This window comes from Priestia sp. SRI_019 (genome assembly GCF_057586255.1).
Genome location: NZ_JBYCZN010000002.1, coordinates 755,139 through 772,973 on the forward strand (window position 1 = coordinate 755,139; position 17,835 = coordinate 772,973).

General features: G+C 38.3%; 14 protein-coding genes. 4 read left to right on the forward strand and 10 right to left on the reverse strand.

Annotation, left to right across the window (positions count from 1 at the left end; translation table 11 throughout):
* Positions 1-103: 103 nt before the first annotated feature.
* From AC2YJL_RS14165 to AC2YJL_RS14185, 5 genes are all read right to left on the reverse strand, one after another.
* Complete coding sequence (locus AC2YJL_RS14165; RefSeq protein WP_013082880.1) at positions 104-1,597, reverse strand: aldehyde dehydrogenase family protein; 1,494 nt, start codon at positions 1,595-1,597, stop codon at positions 104-106.
* Between the two features lie 128 nt (positions 1,598-1,725).
* On the reverse strand, positions 1,726-4,707 hold the full coding sequence (pulA, locus tag AC2YJL_RS14170) for a type I pullulanase (RefSeq protein ID WP_230932482.1): 2,982 nt from the start codon (positions 4,705-4,707) through the stop codon (positions 1,726-1,728).
* A 79-nt stretch (positions 4,708-4,786) separates the two neighbouring features.
* Entirely contained in the window at positions 4,787-6,181 is a 1,395-nt protein-coding gene (locus tag AC2YJL_RS14175) for an L-cystine transporter (protein ID WP_230932481.1), read from the reverse strand.
* A gap of 259 nt (positions 6,182-6,440) precedes the next feature.
* The gene (locus AC2YJL_RS14180) at positions 6,441-6,809 is read right to left on the reverse strand and encodes a hypothetical protein (RefSeq protein ID WP_013082877.1); all 369 of its coding nucleotides are present in this window, start codon (positions 6,807-6,809) and stop codon (positions 6,441-6,443) included.
* A gap of 104 nt (positions 6,810-6,913) precedes the next feature.
* The gene (locus AC2YJL_RS14185) at positions 6,914-8,197 is read right to left on the reverse strand and encodes an ATP-binding protein (RefSeq protein WP_251567954.1); all 1,284 of its coding nucleotides are present in this window, start codon (positions 8,195-8,197) and stop codon (positions 6,914-6,916) included.
* Between the two features lie 325 nt (positions 8,198-8,522).
* Between AC2YJL_RS14185 and AC2YJL_RS14190 the strand changes: the two genes are divergently transcribed.
* Both AC2YJL_RS14190 and AC2YJL_RS14195 read left to right on the forward strand, forming a co-directional pair.
* Complete coding sequence (locus AC2YJL_RS14190) at positions 8,523-9,899, forward strand: M28 family peptidase (RefSeq protein ID WP_230932479.1); 1,377 nt, start codon at positions 8,523-8,525, stop codon at positions 9,897-9,899.
* 165 nt (positions 9,900-10,064) lie between these two features.
* On the forward strand, positions 10,065-11,543 hold the full coding sequence (locus AC2YJL_RS14195; RefSeq protein ID WP_251567952.1) for a potassium/proton antiporter: 1,479 nt from the start codon (positions 10,065-10,067) through the stop codon (positions 11,541-11,543).
* Between the two features lie 42 nt (positions 11,544-11,585).
* Here the strand turns inward: AC2YJL_RS14195 and AC2YJL_RS14200 are convergent, their stop codons facing one another.
* The gene (locus AC2YJL_RS14200) at positions 11,586-12,353 is read right to left on the reverse strand and encodes a polysaccharide deacetylase family protein (protein ID WP_025752060.1); all 768 of its coding nucleotides are present in this window, start codon (positions 12,351-12,353) and stop codon (positions 11,586-11,588) included.
* Positions 12,354-12,497 carry a hypothetical protein gene (locus AC2YJL_RS14205; protein ID WP_013056734.1) on the reverse strand — a complete coding sequence of 48 codons (144 nt, stop codon included), beginning with the start codon at positions 12,495-12,497 and terminating at the stop codon, positions 12,354-12,356.
* Between the two features lie 139 nt (positions 12,498-12,636).
* Here AC2YJL_RS14205 and AC2YJL_RS14210 point away from each other — a divergent pair, with 139 nt between their 5' ends.
* Together AC2YJL_RS14210 and AC2YJL_RS14215 are read left to right on the forward strand one after the other, a co-directional pair.
* Complete coding sequence (locus AC2YJL_RS14210) at positions 12,637-13,146, forward strand: hypothetical protein (protein ID WP_230932477.1); 510 nt, start codon at positions 12,637-12,639, stop codon at positions 13,144-13,146.
* A gap of 21 nt (positions 13,147-13,167) precedes the next feature.
* Positions 13,168-13,743 carry a hypothetical protein gene (locus tag AC2YJL_RS14215; RefSeq protein ID WP_251567950.1) on the forward strand — a complete coding sequence of 192 codons (576 nt, stop codon included), beginning with the start codon at positions 13,168-13,170 and terminating at the stop codon, positions 13,741-13,743.
* Positions 13,744-13,789: 46 nt separating this feature from the next.
* Here AC2YJL_RS14215 and AC2YJL_RS14220 read toward each other — a convergent pair whose 3' ends face one another.
* The 3 genes from AC2YJL_RS14220 to ltaS all read right to left on the reverse strand — a co-directional run bounded on the left by AC2YJL_RS14220 (position 13,790) and on the right by ltaS (position 17,708).
* Positions 13,790-14,935 (reverse strand): toxic anion resistance protein, encoded by a 1,146-nt coding sequence (locus tag AC2YJL_RS14220; RefSeq protein WP_050690000.1) that lies wholly within the window; start codon positions 14,933-14,935, stop codon positions 13,790-13,792.
* Between the two features lie 24 nt (positions 14,936-14,959).
* On the reverse strand, positions 14,960-15,604 hold the full coding sequence (locus tag AC2YJL_RS14225) for a 5-bromo-4-chloroindolyl phosphate hydrolysis family protein (protein ID WP_230932473.1): 645 nt from the start codon (positions 15,602-15,604) through the stop codon (positions 14,960-14,962).
* Positions 15,605-15,770: 166 nt separating this feature from the next.
* Positions 15,771-17,708 carry a lipoteichoic acid synthase gene (ltaS, locus tag AC2YJL_RS14230; protein ID WP_013056729.1) on the reverse strand — a complete coding sequence of 646 codons (1,938 nt, stop codon included), beginning with the start codon at positions 17,706-17,708 and terminating at the stop codon, positions 15,771-15,773.
* Positions 17,709-17,835: the final 127 nt, after the last annotated feature.

Genomic DNA, 17,835 nt, shown 5'->3' on the forward strand with positions numbered 1-17,835 from the left:
TTTCTAAAAATGCGGGACTTAAACAAATAAAAGAGTAGTCCACTAAAGACTACTCTTTTTCACACAAAGATATGCTATTGATTTTCACAAAAATTCTTACTTATTATTCCATATTGATCCATACGCTTTTCACTTCAGTGTAGTTATCAAGCGCATAGCTTCCCATTTCACGGCCAATTCCCGACTGTTTATAGCCTCCAAACGGGCTTGCTGCATCAAATACGTTGTAACAGTTCACCCAAACTGTACCTGCTTTAATACCATGAGCAATATAGTGTGCTTTCTTTAAATCCTGTGTCCAGACGCCCGCTGCTAGACCATATGCTGTATCATTTGCTTTGGCAATCAAATCATCAAGATCGTCAAACGGCATAGCAGCTACAACCGGACCGAAGATTTCTTCACGAGCAATCGTCATTGAATGATCGACATCTGCAAAGATAGTCGGTTCTACGAAATAGCCTTGATCAAATGGAATGTTTCCTCCTGCGAGTACTTCCGCTCCTTCTTCAATTCCTTTATCAATATAGGTTTTCACTCGTTTTTGCTGCTGCGCAGATACAAGAGGACCCATTGTCGTCTCATCTGCTAATCCATTTCCTTGTTTAATAGATTTCGTTTGAGAAACTAAATCAGCTACGACATTATCATATAAGCTTTTTTGGACATACAGACGACTTCCAGCACAACATACTTGTCCTTGATTAAACATAATACCTGAAAGCGCACCAGGCACCGCTTTTGTTAAGTCTGCATCCGGCAGGATAATGTTTGGTGATTTACCTCCAAGCTCTAACGTCACACGCTTTAAGGAGTCGCTAGCTTGCTTCATAATTGCTTTTCCGACAGCAGTAGATCCCGTAAAAGCAATTTTATCGACAAGATCATGATGAACGAGCGGTTCACCTGCTGTTTTCCCGTAGCCTGGCACAATGTTTAGCACGCCTTTTGGGAACCCTGCTTCATCTGCTAGTCGAGCTAAGTAAAGTGCAGAAAGAGGGGTTTGCTCGGCTGGCTTGAGCACAATTGTACATCCAGTTGCCAAAGCGGCTCCGAGCTTCCAAGCGGCCATTAAAAGCGGGAAGTTCCACGGAATAATTTGGCCTACAACTCCTACCGGCTCATATCTTGTATAGTTAAAATACGCTCCTTGCACAGGAATAGTTTGTCCAACCATTTTAGTTGACCACCCAGCAAAGTAGCGGAAATGTTCGATTGCTAATGGAATGTCTGCATTTGATGTTTCACGAATTGGTTTTCCGTTATCAAGCGTTTCAAGCTGCGCAAGTTCCAATTGATGTGTTTCCATTAAATCAGCTAATTTATAAATAAGTCGGCTTCTTTCAGCTGCTGACATCTTTGTCCAAGGTCCATGATCAAAGGCTTCTCTAGCCGCTCTGACGGCACGATCAATATCCTCTGGATTTGCTTCAGCTACATCTGCCAACTTTTCACCCGTTGCTGGATTTACTGTTTCAAACGTTTTTCCTGAAACAGAGTCTACCCACTCGCCATTAATGTATAGCTGTTTAACTCCTTTTAAAAACTCCACTACTTTCGGACTCATTTCAACTTTTTTCGCTCCAAGATTTTGCATCAAATACATACCTCCCCACGAATTTCGAAAACGCTAACAATGAATATTTTACCATGTTATCTAGTAAAATCAACAATTTTACATACAATATTCTGAATTTTTCTACATGTATTCTAGCTATCTAAAACTTATCTTACTAGTACAAATGTCGAAAGAGGCGAAACGTTTACTGTATTTCCTTTCACCGTACGGAGCGTTTTTGTTCCTGCCTGCTCGCCGTCAACAAGTAATCTCCACGTTCTGTTAGAAGGCAGATGAACCGTTTGAGCTTGTTTATTTGCATTATGAATCACCATTATTTGGTTTGCTTTATCTTTATTGGCTTTAGCATTTAACGTATAGCCTACTACGTTTGCTGGTGCGTCAACAAAGCGTAAATTTTGATGAATAGCCTGTGCACTCGTCATTCTAAATGAGGAATATTGCTTTCGAAGCGCAATAAGTCCCTTCATATAATCTACTTCTTGGCTGAAAGCTGCTCGGCGCTTCCAATCTAGCTGATTGACAGAATCGGGTGACTGATAGCTATTATGATCTCCGCCTTTTGTTCTCATAAACTCTTGACCTGCATGTATAAAGTTCATTCCTTGAGATGTTAAAATAATAGAAGAAGCAAGCTTATGCATCTGCTTTCTCGTTTGCTCGGTGTCAGCAGGGTTCGTCAGCTGAAGCTTATCCCATAACGTATGGTTATCGTGGGCTTCTACATACGTCACAACTTGATCCGGGTCTTCATACGTGGCAGTTGAATGATCATAATCTATTCCAGCTGCTATACTTTGCTGTATGAGCTTTTCTTGACCCTGTTTTCCATTAACAAATCCGTTTTCACGATCAAAAAACACGCTGCCTTTAAGACCATCTCGCATACCATCATTGAAGTGAGCGATGCGCTTCATATCCTGAGCGTTTTTCTGATTAGCTTTTAGCTTAGCATCAAGCTCGGTTCCTAGATCCCAGCCCTCTCCTAAGACGATAATAGAAGGATCAATTTCATCTAATTTCTTTCTCACTTCATTCATTGTCTTTGTATCGTGAATCCCCATTAAATCAAATCGAAACCCGTCAATGTGGTACTCTTTTGCCCAATACGCAACAGAATCTACAATAAACTTCCGAACCATCTTCCGTTCAGACGCCGTGTCGTTTCCAACACCTGTTCCGTTGGATAAAGTTCCATCTTCTTTATAACGGAAGTAGTAGCCTGGAACTAGTTTATCAAAGCTATGCTCACTCACTGCATACACATGATTATAAACCACGTCCATTACCATACGAAGCTGCTTGTCATGAAGCGTTTGAATCATTTGTTTAAGCTCAATAATTCTCGTCTTAGGATTATATGGGTTTGTTGAATAAGAACCTTCTGGGACGTTGTAATTTTTTGGATCATATCCCCAGTTAAACTGCGGCTCGTTTAATTTCGTTTCATCCACCGTACGATAATCGTAAATAGGCAGGAACTGAACGTGCGTCACACCTAAATCTTTAATATGACTGAGTCCTGTTTTTACTCCATTTGGTCCTTTCGTATTCCACTCCGCTACGCCTAAATATTTTCCTTTATTTTTGATACCGCTCTCTTTTTGAGACGATAAATCTCGTACGTGCAGTTCATAGATAATCGCATCTTCTGGATTTTTAAAATTCGGCTTATTTGCACTCCACTTTCTCGGATTTGTCTTAGCCAAATCTACGACAACTCCGCGATCTCCATTCACCGTTGTTGCTCGTACATATGGATCAACCGCTTCGTTCCAGCTGTTCCCAATTTTTACTTTGTACGTATAAATTAGTTCATCTTGGTTTCCTTTTAACTCCGCTTTCCATGTTCCTTTTTCACTTTTAGTCATAGAAATTTCTTTTACAGCTTTGGAGTTCCAGGACGCATAAATCACTAGCTTGGCTTCGCTTGCAGTTGGAGCCCATACGCGAAAATTTGTTTGTTTCTTAGAATACGTGTTTCCTAAATCGTTTCCGCTATATGCATACTTTTCGTCAAATTCTTTCGTGCGAACGACATTTCCATTGACTACATCAGCTGAGCCGTAGCCTTTTTGCTTAACTCTATACGTTTTTGTAACATCCAAAGGCTGTTTTGTTATGATTTTAACTTTAGTAGTAGCAGCGTCTTCTCCCTCTTTATAAGGTATCACTTTCTCAATTTGAGCTCCGTCAATTTCAATGTCTCCTACACTCTTAGAAGAGTCAAACGGCACGTTTGTTTCTAAGGTGATTTGATTAAATGTATCCATAGTCGCTTTCGTGATTTTCCGAGTGATATCTACTCCTGCTCTATCATAATAAATTCGATTTTGTCCTTGAACAATCCATACTTCTACATTCCCATCTTTACCAACCTTGGTAATAAAGTGGTCTCCTCCATCTTTATTTTCCCAATCGCTGTCACTAGTAGAATGGCGTACAATAAAACCAATTTTGTCAAATAAATTGCCACTTCCACTGTTAATGGCGTAAGTCGCTCTCTTCCCAAAATTCGTGTCTTCCGTAAATTCGATTTGCTTGCCTGCTTTTTCATCACCTGGCCATGTCCAAATGTTCCACCCGCTGTAATCTCCGTCGTACCGATGATAATTTAAGGTAACGTTTACTTTATCAAACTTCGGTAAATCTCGGTATTCACCGTCAGGAGGAGACGTATATGTATGTTCATCTCCACTTTTCACCCATACTTCTCCTTCACCGTTCTCCACCGAAACGAAGCGGTCTCCTCCATCTTTTTCCCACGACTCTGTTCGAACAATAAAACCTACTTTGTCATAAGTACCGGGTAATTCAACTTCCGCTACTTTTCCAAATTGATCTTCCCCTGTAAATGCGTAAGGCTTCCCTTCTCCTCCTTCAGGAAAAACCCATAATCCCCATTCCTTTGTATCATTTGGAGCAGGCTGATAGTGAATCGTGATTTTTGTTGCGTCTGATGCAGATGCAAACGATTGCATAAATGGGCTAAAAAAAGAGCTTACTAGTAAGAGTAAAGCCGTCAGTACCATTGCATATTTAGTCCAACTACGTTTCAATGAAAACCCTCCCGTAAAATAAAGTACGTACACATTTTTCACTATAACCTTTTTTGGAAGCGTTATCATAAGTATTTTTTCCTATTTTATGTTGATAAAGAAAAAAAATCCATAGTTAACAATGTTAACTATGGATGACATATCTCTTTTACACTTCTGCTGTTTCAGATGAGATGGTTTGATCGTTGTATACGTTTGTATCTAGCTCTTTTGTTAATTTACTAGTGACGACTCCGGCTGTCATGCTTCCACTTACATTAAGCGCCGTACGCCCCATATCAATCAATGGCTCTACTGAAATTAATAAGCCTGCTAGCGCTACGGGCAAATTCATAGAAGATAATACAAGTAAAGCCGCAAATGTCGCTCCTCCGCCAACGCCTGCTACGCCAAACGAACTAATGGCTACAATGGCAATCAACGTGAAAATAAATGAAGGCGTTAAGGGGTCAATACCTACCGTTGGTGCAATCATAACGGCTAACATAGCTGGATATATTCCAGCACATCCGTTTTGACCAATTGTAAGACCAAATGAACCTGCGAAATTCGCAATTCCTTCTGGAACCCCTAACTGTCTTGTTTGGGTATTAACATTCAAAGGTAATGCTCCAGCACTTGTACGGGAAGTAAAGGCAAAAGCCAATACAGGAAATACTTTCTTAACATATGTGATCGGATTTACACCGATGATTGTTAGAATAACTAAGTGAACAATAAACATAGCTGCCAATGCGACATATGATGCTACAACAAATTTTCCAAGTTTAACAATTGCATCAATATCACTCGTTGCTACTGTTTTGGTCATAATTGCAAGTACCCCATAAGGAGTTAAACGAAGAATTAGCGTCACTACACGCATTACAATTGCATAAAGCGTATCAATAATTTTTGAAAATAACGCCGCTTCCTCAGCCTTTTTACGCTTCACGCCTAAATACGCAATTCCAACAAATGCCGCAAAGATGACAACGCCAATCGTGGAAGTTGAACGTGCGCCTGTTAAATCAAGAAACGGGTTAGCAGGCAATAATTCTACTACTTGCTGCGGGATTGTTTTTGCTTCTAAACTAGATAAATTGTTTTCTAAGTCCTCTCCGCGCTGAAGTTCTGCTTCCCCTTTTGTGATTTGGACAGATTCTAAATTAAAGCTCGTTGTTGTAAAAATACCAATTGCAGCTGCTATCGCTGTTGTGACAAGCAAAATCCCAATAATTAAACTACTAATCTTTCCAATATTGCTCGTCAATTTTAAGCGAGTGAATGCCGCTACAATCGATACAAATACAAGCGGCATAACAATCATTTGAAGAAACTTAACATATCCGCTTCCTACGATGCTAAACCAATCGGCGGTCGTCATCGTTACTTCATGAGTCGGACCATACACCCACTGAAGGGCAAAGCCAAAAATAATCCCTAGTCCAAGCGCTGTAAACACACGCTTTGAAAATGATACATGTTTTTTCTGCATCATAAACAGCCCCGCAAGCAATGCAAGCATAATAAGGATGTTTAGGATGACTAATAAGTTATTCATAGATGTTTCCCCCTGTAATTTTTTCCATAAATTATGTCTCTATTACTTATAATATAACAATACCAATAAGTCAACTAGGTTTTATATTTTTTCCTGAAGACAGTTTTTTTGAATAATTTTGACAAAATAGAAAGCTAAGGATTTTCCTTAGCTTTCTATTTTACGCCTGTATGTACTTCAGTGGTCTTTTGCTCCATTACCAGTGATGGCCTTTCTTTCATCAGACCAGATGTACTACAATTCATATACATATATAGGATTACATTTCATATAATTCATTTAGCCATTTTACAAACAAATGTCTGGGTAATTCTAGTTCGTGAAGCTCGACATATTGAATATCAGATAGCGTCGTTCCTCTAGCCATATAAAAGTACCACTGCCAGCCAATATCTTTAGCAATGGCATAGGATTTAGCTAGATCTTGCCTATTATCTGTCTGCTGCATATCATTCATCCACTGCGTTTCATCCGCTTCATACTCATAATAATGGAGAGTATATTTATCACACCAATACGTAAGGTCCTGATGGGAAAACGGATTTTCTCCGTCACATACTTGAAGCAATAGCATTCTTAAATTTTCCGGTGTATACGGTAATATAATTTTTTGATCTGCACGTCTCATTTTGCTACCTTCCTGACATGTTCGTTTCTTTTATTACATCATGTACGGCTGCGTTTAGCAATAAGAAATGGATGACGTTTTCATTACTTTTCGTGTACAACATTTCATTTGCTTGCAAAAACCGCCGTATCTTCGACATACAGAGGCAGTCGGATTTTAACAATCGTCCCTTTGTTTTGCTCACTCTCAATCTGCAGGGTACCGTGATGATCATGAATAATTTTGGAGCTGATTGTTAATCCAAGCCCCATTCCTTTTTCTTTTAAAGTAAAAAACGGTTCTCCTATATGTTCTAGACGGTCTTTAGAAATTCCTACTCCTTCATCTCTAACTTCTATAAAAATATAGTTATCCTGCGCTGTTTTGATTGTAATGTAAATATTTCCAGGCCTATTCATGGCTTCAATTGCGTTTTTAAAAACATTAAGTAATACTTGAATAAGGTGATTTTTATTTCCATACACACTAGCGTTATTTGTTTGTTCATCGTATAAGAAGTCAATGTTTTTCAATAAAGCTTCATGGGAAGTTAAACTCATTACATACTTAACCGCTTCTGTAAGAGAAAACACGCGAAAATGTTCACTTTCAGGTTTTGACAAAAGGAGCATTTCACTGACAATACCATTAACTCGTTCCAGCTCATCAAGCATGATGTTAGCATACCCTATTGCGGATCGGTCTGTTTCTTTCATGAGCTGAACAAACCCTTTAATACTCGTAAGCGGATTTCTAATTTCATGAGCAATTCCGGCAGCTAGTTCGCCTACTACAGAAAGCTTTTCCTTTTTTATGAGAAGCGCTTCTGCGAGCTTTTGCTGAGTGATATCTCGTCCAATCGTGATAAGGGCTTTTCTTGAGCCATCATCAAAGAACACAGGCACTTTAATAACATCAAATGTTTTGACCTCGCCGTTTGGTATTTCAAATGCTTCTTCCGTGCGTACCTTTTCCTTTTTTCTCCATGCTTCTTCATCCGATGAAATACAGTGTAAGAAAGCGGATTGAAAAAAAGGCACAAGTTCCCCAAGTTCTGCATCGGTTTTACCCCTGTAATCAATACCCTTTAAATGATAAAGTTCTCTTCCAAAATCATTCACCGCCACCCATTTGCCAGCTCCATCTTTAAAACAAATAAAATCTGGCATTGAATTTATTAATGTAGCAAGCTGATACTGTTCATCAGACACCTGGGTATGAACCGAACGCTTATGAAGTAAATAAAACGTGCCAGCCGTTACGCCCACTAGTAAACTATCTTTTATCAAACTGCTAAGAGCATATGCTCCTTTAAAAAATGCCATTGTTTGAAAGACGATGTACACCCCTACAAGCAGAAGACCCGCTACCGCCGCTGCTTTTCGTACACCCTCCCTATTTTTTATCAATATTTCCCACCAGCCTTTGTTTTTTACGTGAATACTCTCTATGTCTCATCAATTAAGTTCTGAATATTCTTCTTACTTTTAAACTAGTTTACCTTATTTTTTTATTCTTATCTAATACCTTTTTTTATTACTTTTGACACAGTTTCTTTTATCCTCTTTATTTGTTTTTGCATTTTCATTTTATTTGAATTATTTTCTCTATCAAAATAGGAATTTAGATACGGAATATCCTGGAACATTTAGGTAATAATACTCTTTTTTGTATTTTCTTAATATTGTAAATTCGAGTAGTACCAACTACATCGATAAATTTAGGGGGATTTTAATGAAAAAAACCGTGATTTCTTTGGCTGTAGCAACAAGTTTGACTTTATCTTTTACAAGTGTACAAGCTTCTACTTCTGCAAATGCTTCTCACCATCAAATTTCTGAACAAAAAGTATTAAAAAAAATCAATGCTGAGAAAATTTATCAAGACATTGCGTATCTCTCAAAAAAACCTCGTGTGGCAGGAACTGAAGCTGAACGCGAAGCTGCTACATTTGTTCAAAAGCGTTTATCTAAACTAGGCTATAAGAGCGCAGTAGAGCCTTTTACCTTTACCGGTTACACACCAGCAGCTAGTTTTTCACTAAGCGTAAACAGTACCAGCTACTCTCCAACAACTTTTACTTATAGCACCAATGGAAATGTCACAGCTGAAATTGTAGATGGAGGGCTGGGTACAAAAGATAATTTAGCAAACAAAGATGTGACAGGTAAAATTGTATTAGTTCAGCGAGGCACTATTACTTTTGGTGAGAAAGTATTAAATGCTGCTGAAAAAGGGGCTGCAGCCGTCATTATTTTTAATAATACAGACGGTGAGCTAAACGGAACGCTTGGCGGCGCTAATGACAACTACATTCCGTCTCTTGCTGTTACCAAAGAAGAAGGTGAAAAGATTCTTACTTCTATTCAAAAAGGCGAAAAGCCTTCAGGTACAGTAAAAATTGAAGGAGCTGTCGTAAGTGAGCGAACATCTTATAATGTAACCGCTACTAAACCTTCTACTTTTAAGAAAAAAAGAACAAATGATATTATTGTAGTAGGTGCTCATCATGATTCTGTGGCCGGAGCGCCGGGGGCAAATGATGATGCTTCTGGAACAGCAATGGTGCTTGAATTAGCTCGCGTATTTAAAACTCTTCCTACTGCTACAGAACTGCGATTTGTTACATTCGGAGCTGAAGAAGTAGGCTTACTAGGATCCGAGCATTATGTTAGTGAGCTATCTGAAGATGAGAAAAATCGTATTGTTGGAATGTTTAATTTAGACATGGTAGGAAGTCGAGATGCGGGAGATTTGGTGATGAATACAGCTGATGGAACACCAAATCTTGTCACAGAATTAGCTCAAGCTTCAAGTACAAGATTAAATGGATCACCTACGCCATTCCAAGCTGGCGGCCGCAGTGATCACGTTCCTTTTGCAGAAGCAGGAATACCGGCTGCTCTATTTATTCATAGTCCGTCTGAACCTTGGTATCATACGCCTGAAGATAGCCTTGATAAAATAAGCAAAGAAAAACTTCAAGATGTGGCTGAGATTGTTGGAACAGCTATTTACGATCGTTCCCGTCCCGACCAACAAGGTTCTTCAGTTAAAAAGAAAGCAACATTTAAAGCTCCTCATCTTTATCACGAGCAAGATGTTAAATAAGAATCTATCCCTGTTATTCATACATGATCAAAAAAAGAGATGTTTATGCATCTCTTTTTTTGATAAGCAGATTTCTCAAGGTTTTAAATCCATTATGCTACAATTATTATAGAAGAGCCTCACTTATTGCTTACATAAAAATTTTGAACAAAAGAGGTGTATTTTTTGGATTTTACGGTAGACCATTCAATTCTTTTACTATCTATTCTCCTTGTCATAGGGGTACTTACTGCAAAGTTCTCTACTCGCCTTGGAGTTCCTTCGCTTGTACTCTTTATTATTGTAGGAATGGTTGTTAGCCACTACATCTACTTTGACAATGCTCTTTTAACACAAGGATTCGGAATATTAGCGCTTATCATTATTCTTTTTGATGGGGGCGTGCAGACCAAATGGAAAGATGTTAAACGCGTTGTTCGCCCTTCCGTTTCATTAGCTACTTTCGGAGTCCTCATTACGACAGTTTTAACGGGTGTACTTGCCAAATATATTTTAGGTGTTACTTGGCTTGAAGGCTTTTTATTTGGGGCAATCGTTGGCTCTACAGATGCTGCAGCCGTGTTCTCTGTACTAGGGACACAAAATATCCGCCAAAAATTAAACTCCACGCTAGAAGCAGAATCTGGTTCCAATGATCCGATGGCCATCTTCTTAACCGTTTCTATTATTGAAATAATTCAACATCCGGACTCTCCTATCCTCTTGTTAATCCTTAATTTCTTTTGGCAAATGGGAATCGGGCTGGTACTTGGTTTAGTACTCGGAAAAGCATCCGTCTGGATTATTAATCGAATTAATTTGGATTCTTCAGGTCTTTACCCTGTGCTTACATTGTCATTGGCCGCCTTAACCTATGGAATTTCCACATTTGTAGAAGCAAGCGGTCTACTTGCTGTATATGTAATGGCAGTGGTAGTAGGGAATGCAGATCTAACTTATCGTCACACAATTGTCCGCTTTAACGAAGGTTTTGCATGGATGATGCAAATTTTAATGTTTATTTTACTCGGCCTTCTTGTATTTCCTAATCAACTGCTAGATATCATTTGGCAGGGTATACTGTTATCTCTTTTACTTATGTTTGTCGCTCGTCCACTCGGCGTATTTCTTTCGATGATGTTTGCTAAATACTCACCCAAAGAAAAACTGTTTATTTCTTGGGCCGGTTTAAAAGGGGCTGTTCCAATTGTATTGGCTACTTATCCTATGATGGCAGGTTTGGAGAACAGCACGCTCATTTTTAACGTCGTTTTCTTTGTTGTCTTAACTTCCGCTCTTCTTCAAGGAGCAACAATCGCTCCTTTAGCCAAATTTCTAAATCTTTCTCAAGGTGAAAAAGAGACGGTTCCTCACAGTCTCGAGCTTGTTTCGATGGGCAAAACCAAAAATGAAATGATTGAGCTGAAGCTCGTGGAACATGCAGATATATCAGGAAAATCGCTTGAAGAACTTCACCTCCCTGAAGACATTTTAGTGACTGCTGTTATTCGAGATGATAAACTACTTACTCCTAGAGGAAATACACAAATTTTTGCAGGGGATACATTATATATTCTTATTTCGAAGAAAAAACGGGATAAAGTAAAAGCATTTTTCCAAAAAAATACGTCTGATGGGGACGAAAGAGAAGGAAAAACCAGTTAAAAAATTGGTTAAAGTCTTTACGAGAAAAAATACAGCACCCGATTATTGAACGGAGTGCTGTTTTTGCTGTTGCATCAAATAAAGAGATTTATAATTGGGGTGATGTTTTAAAAGTTCTGAGACCGTTACAAATTTATACCCCTCTTCCTTTAACTTCGGTAAAATTTGTTTTAATGCTTCAATGGTTTGGGTTCGATCTCCTCCCGTATCATGAAACAATACAATATCTCCTGACCTGGCATGGTTAAGCACTTGACTTACAATTTTACCTACGCCTGGATTTCTCCAATCAAATGTATCTTGATGCCAAGACCAAAGAATAATGGTATACTGCTGATTTTTAGCAGCTTTTACTACCCTATCGTCATAATAGCCAGTAGGTGGACGAAACAGGTAAGGTTTTATTCCTGTAATAGCTTGTATACGTTCATCCGCTTTTTCGATTTCTTGTTCAATTCTCTCTACTTCCTGGCCCCTTACTTTCAAATGGCTATATGTATGATTGGCAAGTTCATGCCCTTCACGAACTTCTCTTTGAGCAAGCTTGGGAAACGACGTTACTCGATCGCCGACTACAAAAAAAGTTGCTTTGGCACCGTACTCTTGCAATAAGTTTAAAATGGTCGGCGTATATTTAGGATCTGGTCCATCATCAAATGTGAGCGCAATCAACTTCTCGTCTTTCATGGGAACTTCCCACACGATATCTCCTTTTTTTTCATAATAAAATCTGCTCTTCTTTGCAGCATCCGCCTGAATACCATAGAAATTAATGGAAACAATAATGATAATTGACAAGCACCATTTCACTCAATGACCTCCTTTTTTGTCTAGGTGTGATTCATGCGTATTGTCAATAAACGCTTTGATACCAACTGCAAATAATCGTTCATCACCCAAACACACGCGCTGTTGACGGCGATTAGCTGCAGAAGTTGATTTACGGTTTTTCATAGTCTTCTCTCCATTACTAATTGATTGTGTTTTTAGCTTTACCAAAAAGTCAAAAATAAACCTACAGGTTCTAACATGGCGAAAACATTTTTTTATAGTAACTACACGCTGTCTAGCGTTTTGAATAGGAGATATATACATGCGAAAATTTTATTTAGCGCTTCTGTTAATGATAAGCATAACCATGGTTATACTGCCTTCTGTTAAAGCAGTCAGTGAAAGCAATAAGGAACATCAGCAGCTCACCGTAAGCGAACAAGGATATTCTCTTTCATTGCCCAATGAATATACGCTTCAAAAAGAAGAGGATGGAAAAGATATTCTTTTTTCAACCAAGACTCCCTATACGTGGATGCGAATTGAAGTCCTTTCCGCGAAAGAAAGTACAAGCAAATCATATCTAGAGCGCTCAAAAGAATTGTTTGATGACCAGTTTGGAAAATCGTTAAAAATTTCTTCTACATCCCTATTTCTTCAACCTGTTATGTTTGCATCTACATCAGGGAGTAAAAAAGAAACGGCAAAGCTGTATGTACTAAGAGAAACAAAGGGGCACCCTGCTTTAAAAATCACGATGGTTACAGCTGAAAATTCTGATGATGAAAAAAAGTTAATTTCAATTGTGAACTCAGTAAAAACGCATGAATGAAAATAGATAAGGAAGCCAACTATGAAAAAAAAGATATTTCTTGTTTGCTTTATATGTTTGATGGGTGGCTGCTCAACTGCTTTTCGTGAAGAGCTTATTAACACACAAGAAGAAATTCCAAAAGAACGCTTGCCACAGCAAAAGTTCACCTATCCTTACAAAGGAAGCAGCAGAACAGATGCGGGTTATCTTAAAAGAAGCACCAATCAAAACTATACGCTTTACGTACTAGAAGGATACGAGTTTACAGAAGAAGAGCCACGAAAAGATGTCATTTACAACAAAAAAAATGATGCTTTGTGGATGCGGATTGAAGTGTTTCCCTCAAATAAAAGTGTAGAGGAGCTCAATAAAGAAACAAAAGAAATTTTAAGAGCTGGCTTTTCGGAAGTGGCTTCTCTTGATACACACCTCATTCACCATAACTTAGAGATAGAAGCTGCGTACAAAGCGTCAGATGATAAAAGTAACGCATACGGTTTTCTCGTTCGAAAGCAAAATCAACACCCTACTTTCCGGTTAACGATCTTTGCTCCTAAATCCGAAAGGGATTTAACGCCGTTTTTTGAAATGGCGAGAACGCTTCAAAATGCATAAAACAGAGAAAAAGTCGGTTTACAAAGTGTGTAAACCGACTTTTTCTTTATTTCATATCTAACAGTTTAGTTTTTAAATCTTTTTCCATTTGATACAGCTCTGATTCTGCCTCGGTACGCTTCGTACGTCCTTCTTCTTGTATCTTTAGCACTTCTTCTAACGTGGTAATCAAATCGGACTGCGTTTTTTTCAATGTTTCGATATCGACAATCCCCGCCTCGTTTTCACGAGCTACTTCAATCGTGTTCTGCTTGAGCAGCTCTGAATTTTTAGTAAGCAAGTCGTTTGTTGTCTTAGATACTTGCTTTTGGGCTTCCATTGCTTTCTTTTGGCGTAATAAAGTGGTTGCGATTACTACTTGATTTTTCCAAAGTGGAATAGCCGTTAAAATAGAGCTTTGAATTTTTTCAACAAGGGTCTGATTGACTTCTTGAATTAATCGAATCTGCGGTGCACTTTGAATGGCAATTTGACGGCTCAGTTTTAAATCATGCACTCGTTTTTCTAGCCTATTGATAAATTGATTTAAATCATTGACTTCCTGAGCCATCAAGTAGTCATTTTTTTGAGATGCTGTTTGCTGAAGCTGGGGCAGCGTTTCATTCTGCAGCCCCACTAACTTATATTCTGCCGCTGCAATGTAGACGTTAAGCGCCTCGTAAAACTGTTTATTTTTATCATATAAGCTATCTAACATCGTAATGTCTCGATACAGCATTTGTTTTGAGCGCTCTAACTTATCTGCAATTTTATCAATTTCAACATTAATGCTTTGATATTTTGTTAATAAATTTTGAATAGGCCTAGAGACTCCTGAAAACAATCGACCGATGACTCCTTTTTTCTTTGCAGAAAAATCATCGGGATTCACTTGGCGAATCTTACTCATTAAATCTCCTATAACGTCTCCTACTGGTCCCGTATCTTTCGTTTGAACATGCTGTAGTACAGATTGAGAAAACTGAGATAGTTCTGACTGAGCTGCTACCCCGTACTGTAAGATAGCCTGCTGATTTTTATAATCAATTTGATTTGCGATTTTCTGTGCTTTTTCCTGATATTCCGGTGTCAAATCATCGTATGTGTTTCTTTTTGCAGCGCGAGAGTCCGATTGTACCTGCGGGGTAGGCGACGCAAAAGGGTCATCAAGCAGCGCATCTAACGATTGATTTTGATTATATTCTTTCATCATAAAATCCCATCCTTTGCATTTACGTTACTTTGTGCGATTAGTAGCTGTCGGTATATACGGCTGCTCTTCTTCAAATGCTTGTTTTAGCACTTTAAGCTCTACATCTAACGTCAGCTTATCTTGTGAAAGAGCATTTGTTAATAAATGCTCATACTTTCCTGATAACCCGCGCAGCATGTCTTCCGCTTCATGAAGACTTTCTTTGACTTCTATGCTTTTCGTTGGTTTTGATAATAAAAACATATACCTTTCAATGACGGTAACCGTTGATTGTAAGTAGTTCGTAAAAAAGGGCTGAACATCTTTATATCGTGCGGGCTCTTTTTCTACCATTTCAATGATGCTTTTACCTACTTTGTATAGTTTAGAAAGTTCTGTCCACATATGAACAGATCGAATTTTAAAACGATAGCTTCCAATGGTTCTTAATTGCTTTCTTGCCTCTTTTACTTGATGACGAACGTATGCAATTTCTTCTCTATACGGATTTTGATAATGACGTCGAGCACTGCTCATAATAAAAAACAGGCTCATCACGACCATTACTCCTACACTAATGCCAAAGGATTGAATCATCGTGGTACTAAATCCAAAATAGCTGACCGGAACGGCTACTGCTCCTGTTACCCAAATGGCAAGAATCTTTTTTATAATTCGAACGACTTTCATCGCTTTCACTCCTATCTCAAATGTGACCGAACTTTTAAACGTATACATATTATACCATTGTCTTCCCGTCTCTTAAAACGATTACTGTTATAATTTATATACGGATAAAACCTTTAAAGGTTTCACAAAACAAAAAAACAGGCAGCTATTAAAAGCTGCCTGTTTTTTATTGATCTTCGCGCTTGTTGTAATCATACTTCGAGCGTTCAATTGGTTTGAACCCTTCTGGCGTATGAAAGCGGAGTAAATCTCCGTAAACAAGTTTATCTGATAGTTCTAGCTTTTTCTTAACTAGTTCATCATACTTATCATACTGTTTCGCTTCCTTATCTGAAAGCTGCTTGCCCGTTGCGTTGTCATACACTTTCTGATCAACTTTTGTTACCTTAGGTGTAACAAAGTCACCGTTACGGAAAGGTACAACTTGCTGATGTTCTTTTGATAATAAGTCTGTACCAAAGTCAATATAGTCTTTTGTATCAAGACCTAATAAATGCATCACTGTTGGACGAACATCTACGTCTCCACCATACGTATGATTTACGCCGCCTTTAAGGCCTGGTGAAGTAATAAATAATGGTACGCGCTGCAGCTGAGCTTGTTCAAAATCATTGATGTTTTTACCCATTACTTTGCCCATTGCACGCTTATGGTTTTCAGAAATACCGTAGTGGTCACCGTACATCACGACCATCGTATTGTCTGCTAAGCCAGAGGCCTGTAAATCCTCAAAGAATTGCTTGATTGATTCATCTAAATAACGAGCCGTTTGGAAGTATTGGTCAACTGACTTATCTCCTGTATTATGAGGTCCAATCGTTTGGTCTTCCTTATCTAGCGGATAAGGGAAGTGGTTTGATAACGTAATGAACTTCGCGCTAAATGGCTGCTTTAAGCCTTTTAGGTACGGCATTGATTCTTTAAAGAATGGCTTATCTTTTAAACCATAGTTCAACGTATCTTCGTCTGACATATTGTAATAAGCTGAATCAAAGAATTTTTCTACACCCATTGATTTATACATTTCGTCACGGTTCCAGAACGATTTTCCATTTCCGTGGAACACAGATGTTGTATAGCCTTGCTGATCTAGAATACCAGACAGCGACTGATAGGTGTTATTTGCTTTTGTTGTAAATACAGAACCTTGAGGTAAGCCGAATAATGAGTTCTCCATCATGAATTCAGCATCTGACGTTTTACCTTGCCCTGTTTGATGGAAGAAGTTATCGAAATACATTGTGTTCTGATCTTTTAATAGTGAATTTAAGAATGGCGTTACTTCTTCACCATTTAACTTATAACCAATCATAAATGACTGAAGTGACTCTAATGAAATATAGATAACGTTTTTGCCTTTTGCTTGACCGAAATATTCTTTGTTCGGCTCAGCATATGTTGCTTTTGCATAGTTCTCTACCTCAGCCACATCACTGCTATCTGCTAGCGCGCGCTGTGCTGAAGATTTCGAGCTCTGGATGATGTCATAGATCGTATAGTTATACGTTCCTAAATATTTTACTAAATAGTTGCGGTCAAATGTTCTTGTTAATAGTTGAGGACGATCCATTTCCGCTAGTGCGATGTTGGCACTTAAGAATAAAATCCCTGATAGAAATACACCTGTCACAGTACGTCGACTAATTGTTGCTGGTAAGTCAACTTTTTTCCATAGTACTAAAACTAAAAGAATAAAGAAATCTGTGAAGTATAAAATATCAGTTGGGCTAATTAAAGCCATGGCACTGCCGCCTAATTGACCAAAGTTGTTTGACTGAGTCAATACAGGAACAGTAATAAAATCATTAAAGAAGCGATAGTATACTACATTTGCGTACAGGATGAATGAAAGTAAGAAATTCATTCCAAGCAGTGCTCGTACTTTTCCGCGCCCTTTAAATAGTAATGCAATGGCAAAAAAGAAAATTGCCGAACCAATTGGGTTTATGAAAAGTAAGAACTTTTGCATAAAATTATCTAGCCCTAAGTTAAATTCGATACGATAAACGGTATACGTTTTAATCCAAAACAACAAAACTGCAATTAGAAATAACGGCAGCTGTTTCGAAAAAATATTTTTACCGTTTGTCATGAGCTGTTTCATATTCCCACCTCTGTCTCTATTGAAATTTAAGCTCACTTTTATTTTTATAGTAAATGTAAAAAGAAATCTCTCTTACAAAAAATGTAAGAGAGCTAATCTGTTCTTTCACATTTTAACTCTTTTAAAA

What these genes read in the sequence shown, in the direction of transcription:
- AC2YJL_RS14165 (WP_013082880.1), bottom strand. Translation starts at nt 1,597, where the DNA reads ATGCAAAATCTTGGAGCGAAAAAAGTTGAAATGAGTCCGAAAGTAGTG.
- pulA (WP_230932482.1), bottom strand. Translation starts at nt 4,707, where the DNA reads ATGATAACGCTTCCAAAAAAGGTTATAGTGAAAAATGTGTACGTACTT.
- AC2YJL_RS14175 (WP_230932481.1), bottom strand. Translation starts at nt 6,181, where the DNA reads ATGAATAACTTATTAGTCATCCTAAACATCCTTATTATGCTTGCATTG.
- AC2YJL_RS14180 (WP_013082877.1), bottom strand. Translation starts at nt 6,809, where the DNA reads ATGAGACGTGCAGATCAAAAAATTATATTACCGTATACACCGGAAAAT.
- AC2YJL_RS14190 (WP_230932479.1), top strand. Translation starts at nt 8,523, where the DNA reads ATGAAAAAAACCGTGATTTCTTTGGCTGTAGCAACAAGTTTGACTTTA.
- AC2YJL_RS14205 (WP_013056734.1), bottom strand. Translation starts at nt 12,497, where the DNA reads ATGAAAAACCGTAAATCAACTTCTGCAGCTAATCGCCGTCAACAGCGC.
- AC2YJL_RS14210 (WP_230932477.1), top strand. Translation starts at nt 12,637, where the DNA reads ATGCGAAAATTTTATTTAGCGCTTCTGTTAATGATAAGCATAACCATG.
- AC2YJL_RS14215 (WP_251567950.1), top strand. Translation starts at nt 13,168, where the DNA reads ATGAAAAAAAAGATATTTCTTGTTTGCTTTATATGTTTGATGGGTGGC.
- AC2YJL_RS14220 (WP_050690000.1), bottom strand. Translation starts at nt 14,935, where the DNA reads ATGATGAAAGAATATAATCAAAATCAATCGTTAGATGCGCTGCTTGAT.
- AC2YJL_RS14225 (WP_230932473.1), bottom strand. Translation starts at nt 15,604, where the DNA reads ATGAAAGTCGTTCGAATTATAAAAAAGATTCTTGCCATTTGGGTAACA.
- ltaS (WP_013056729.1), bottom strand. Translation starts at nt 17,708, where the DNA reads ATGAAACAGCTCATGACAAACGGTAAAAATATTTTTTCGAAACAGCTG.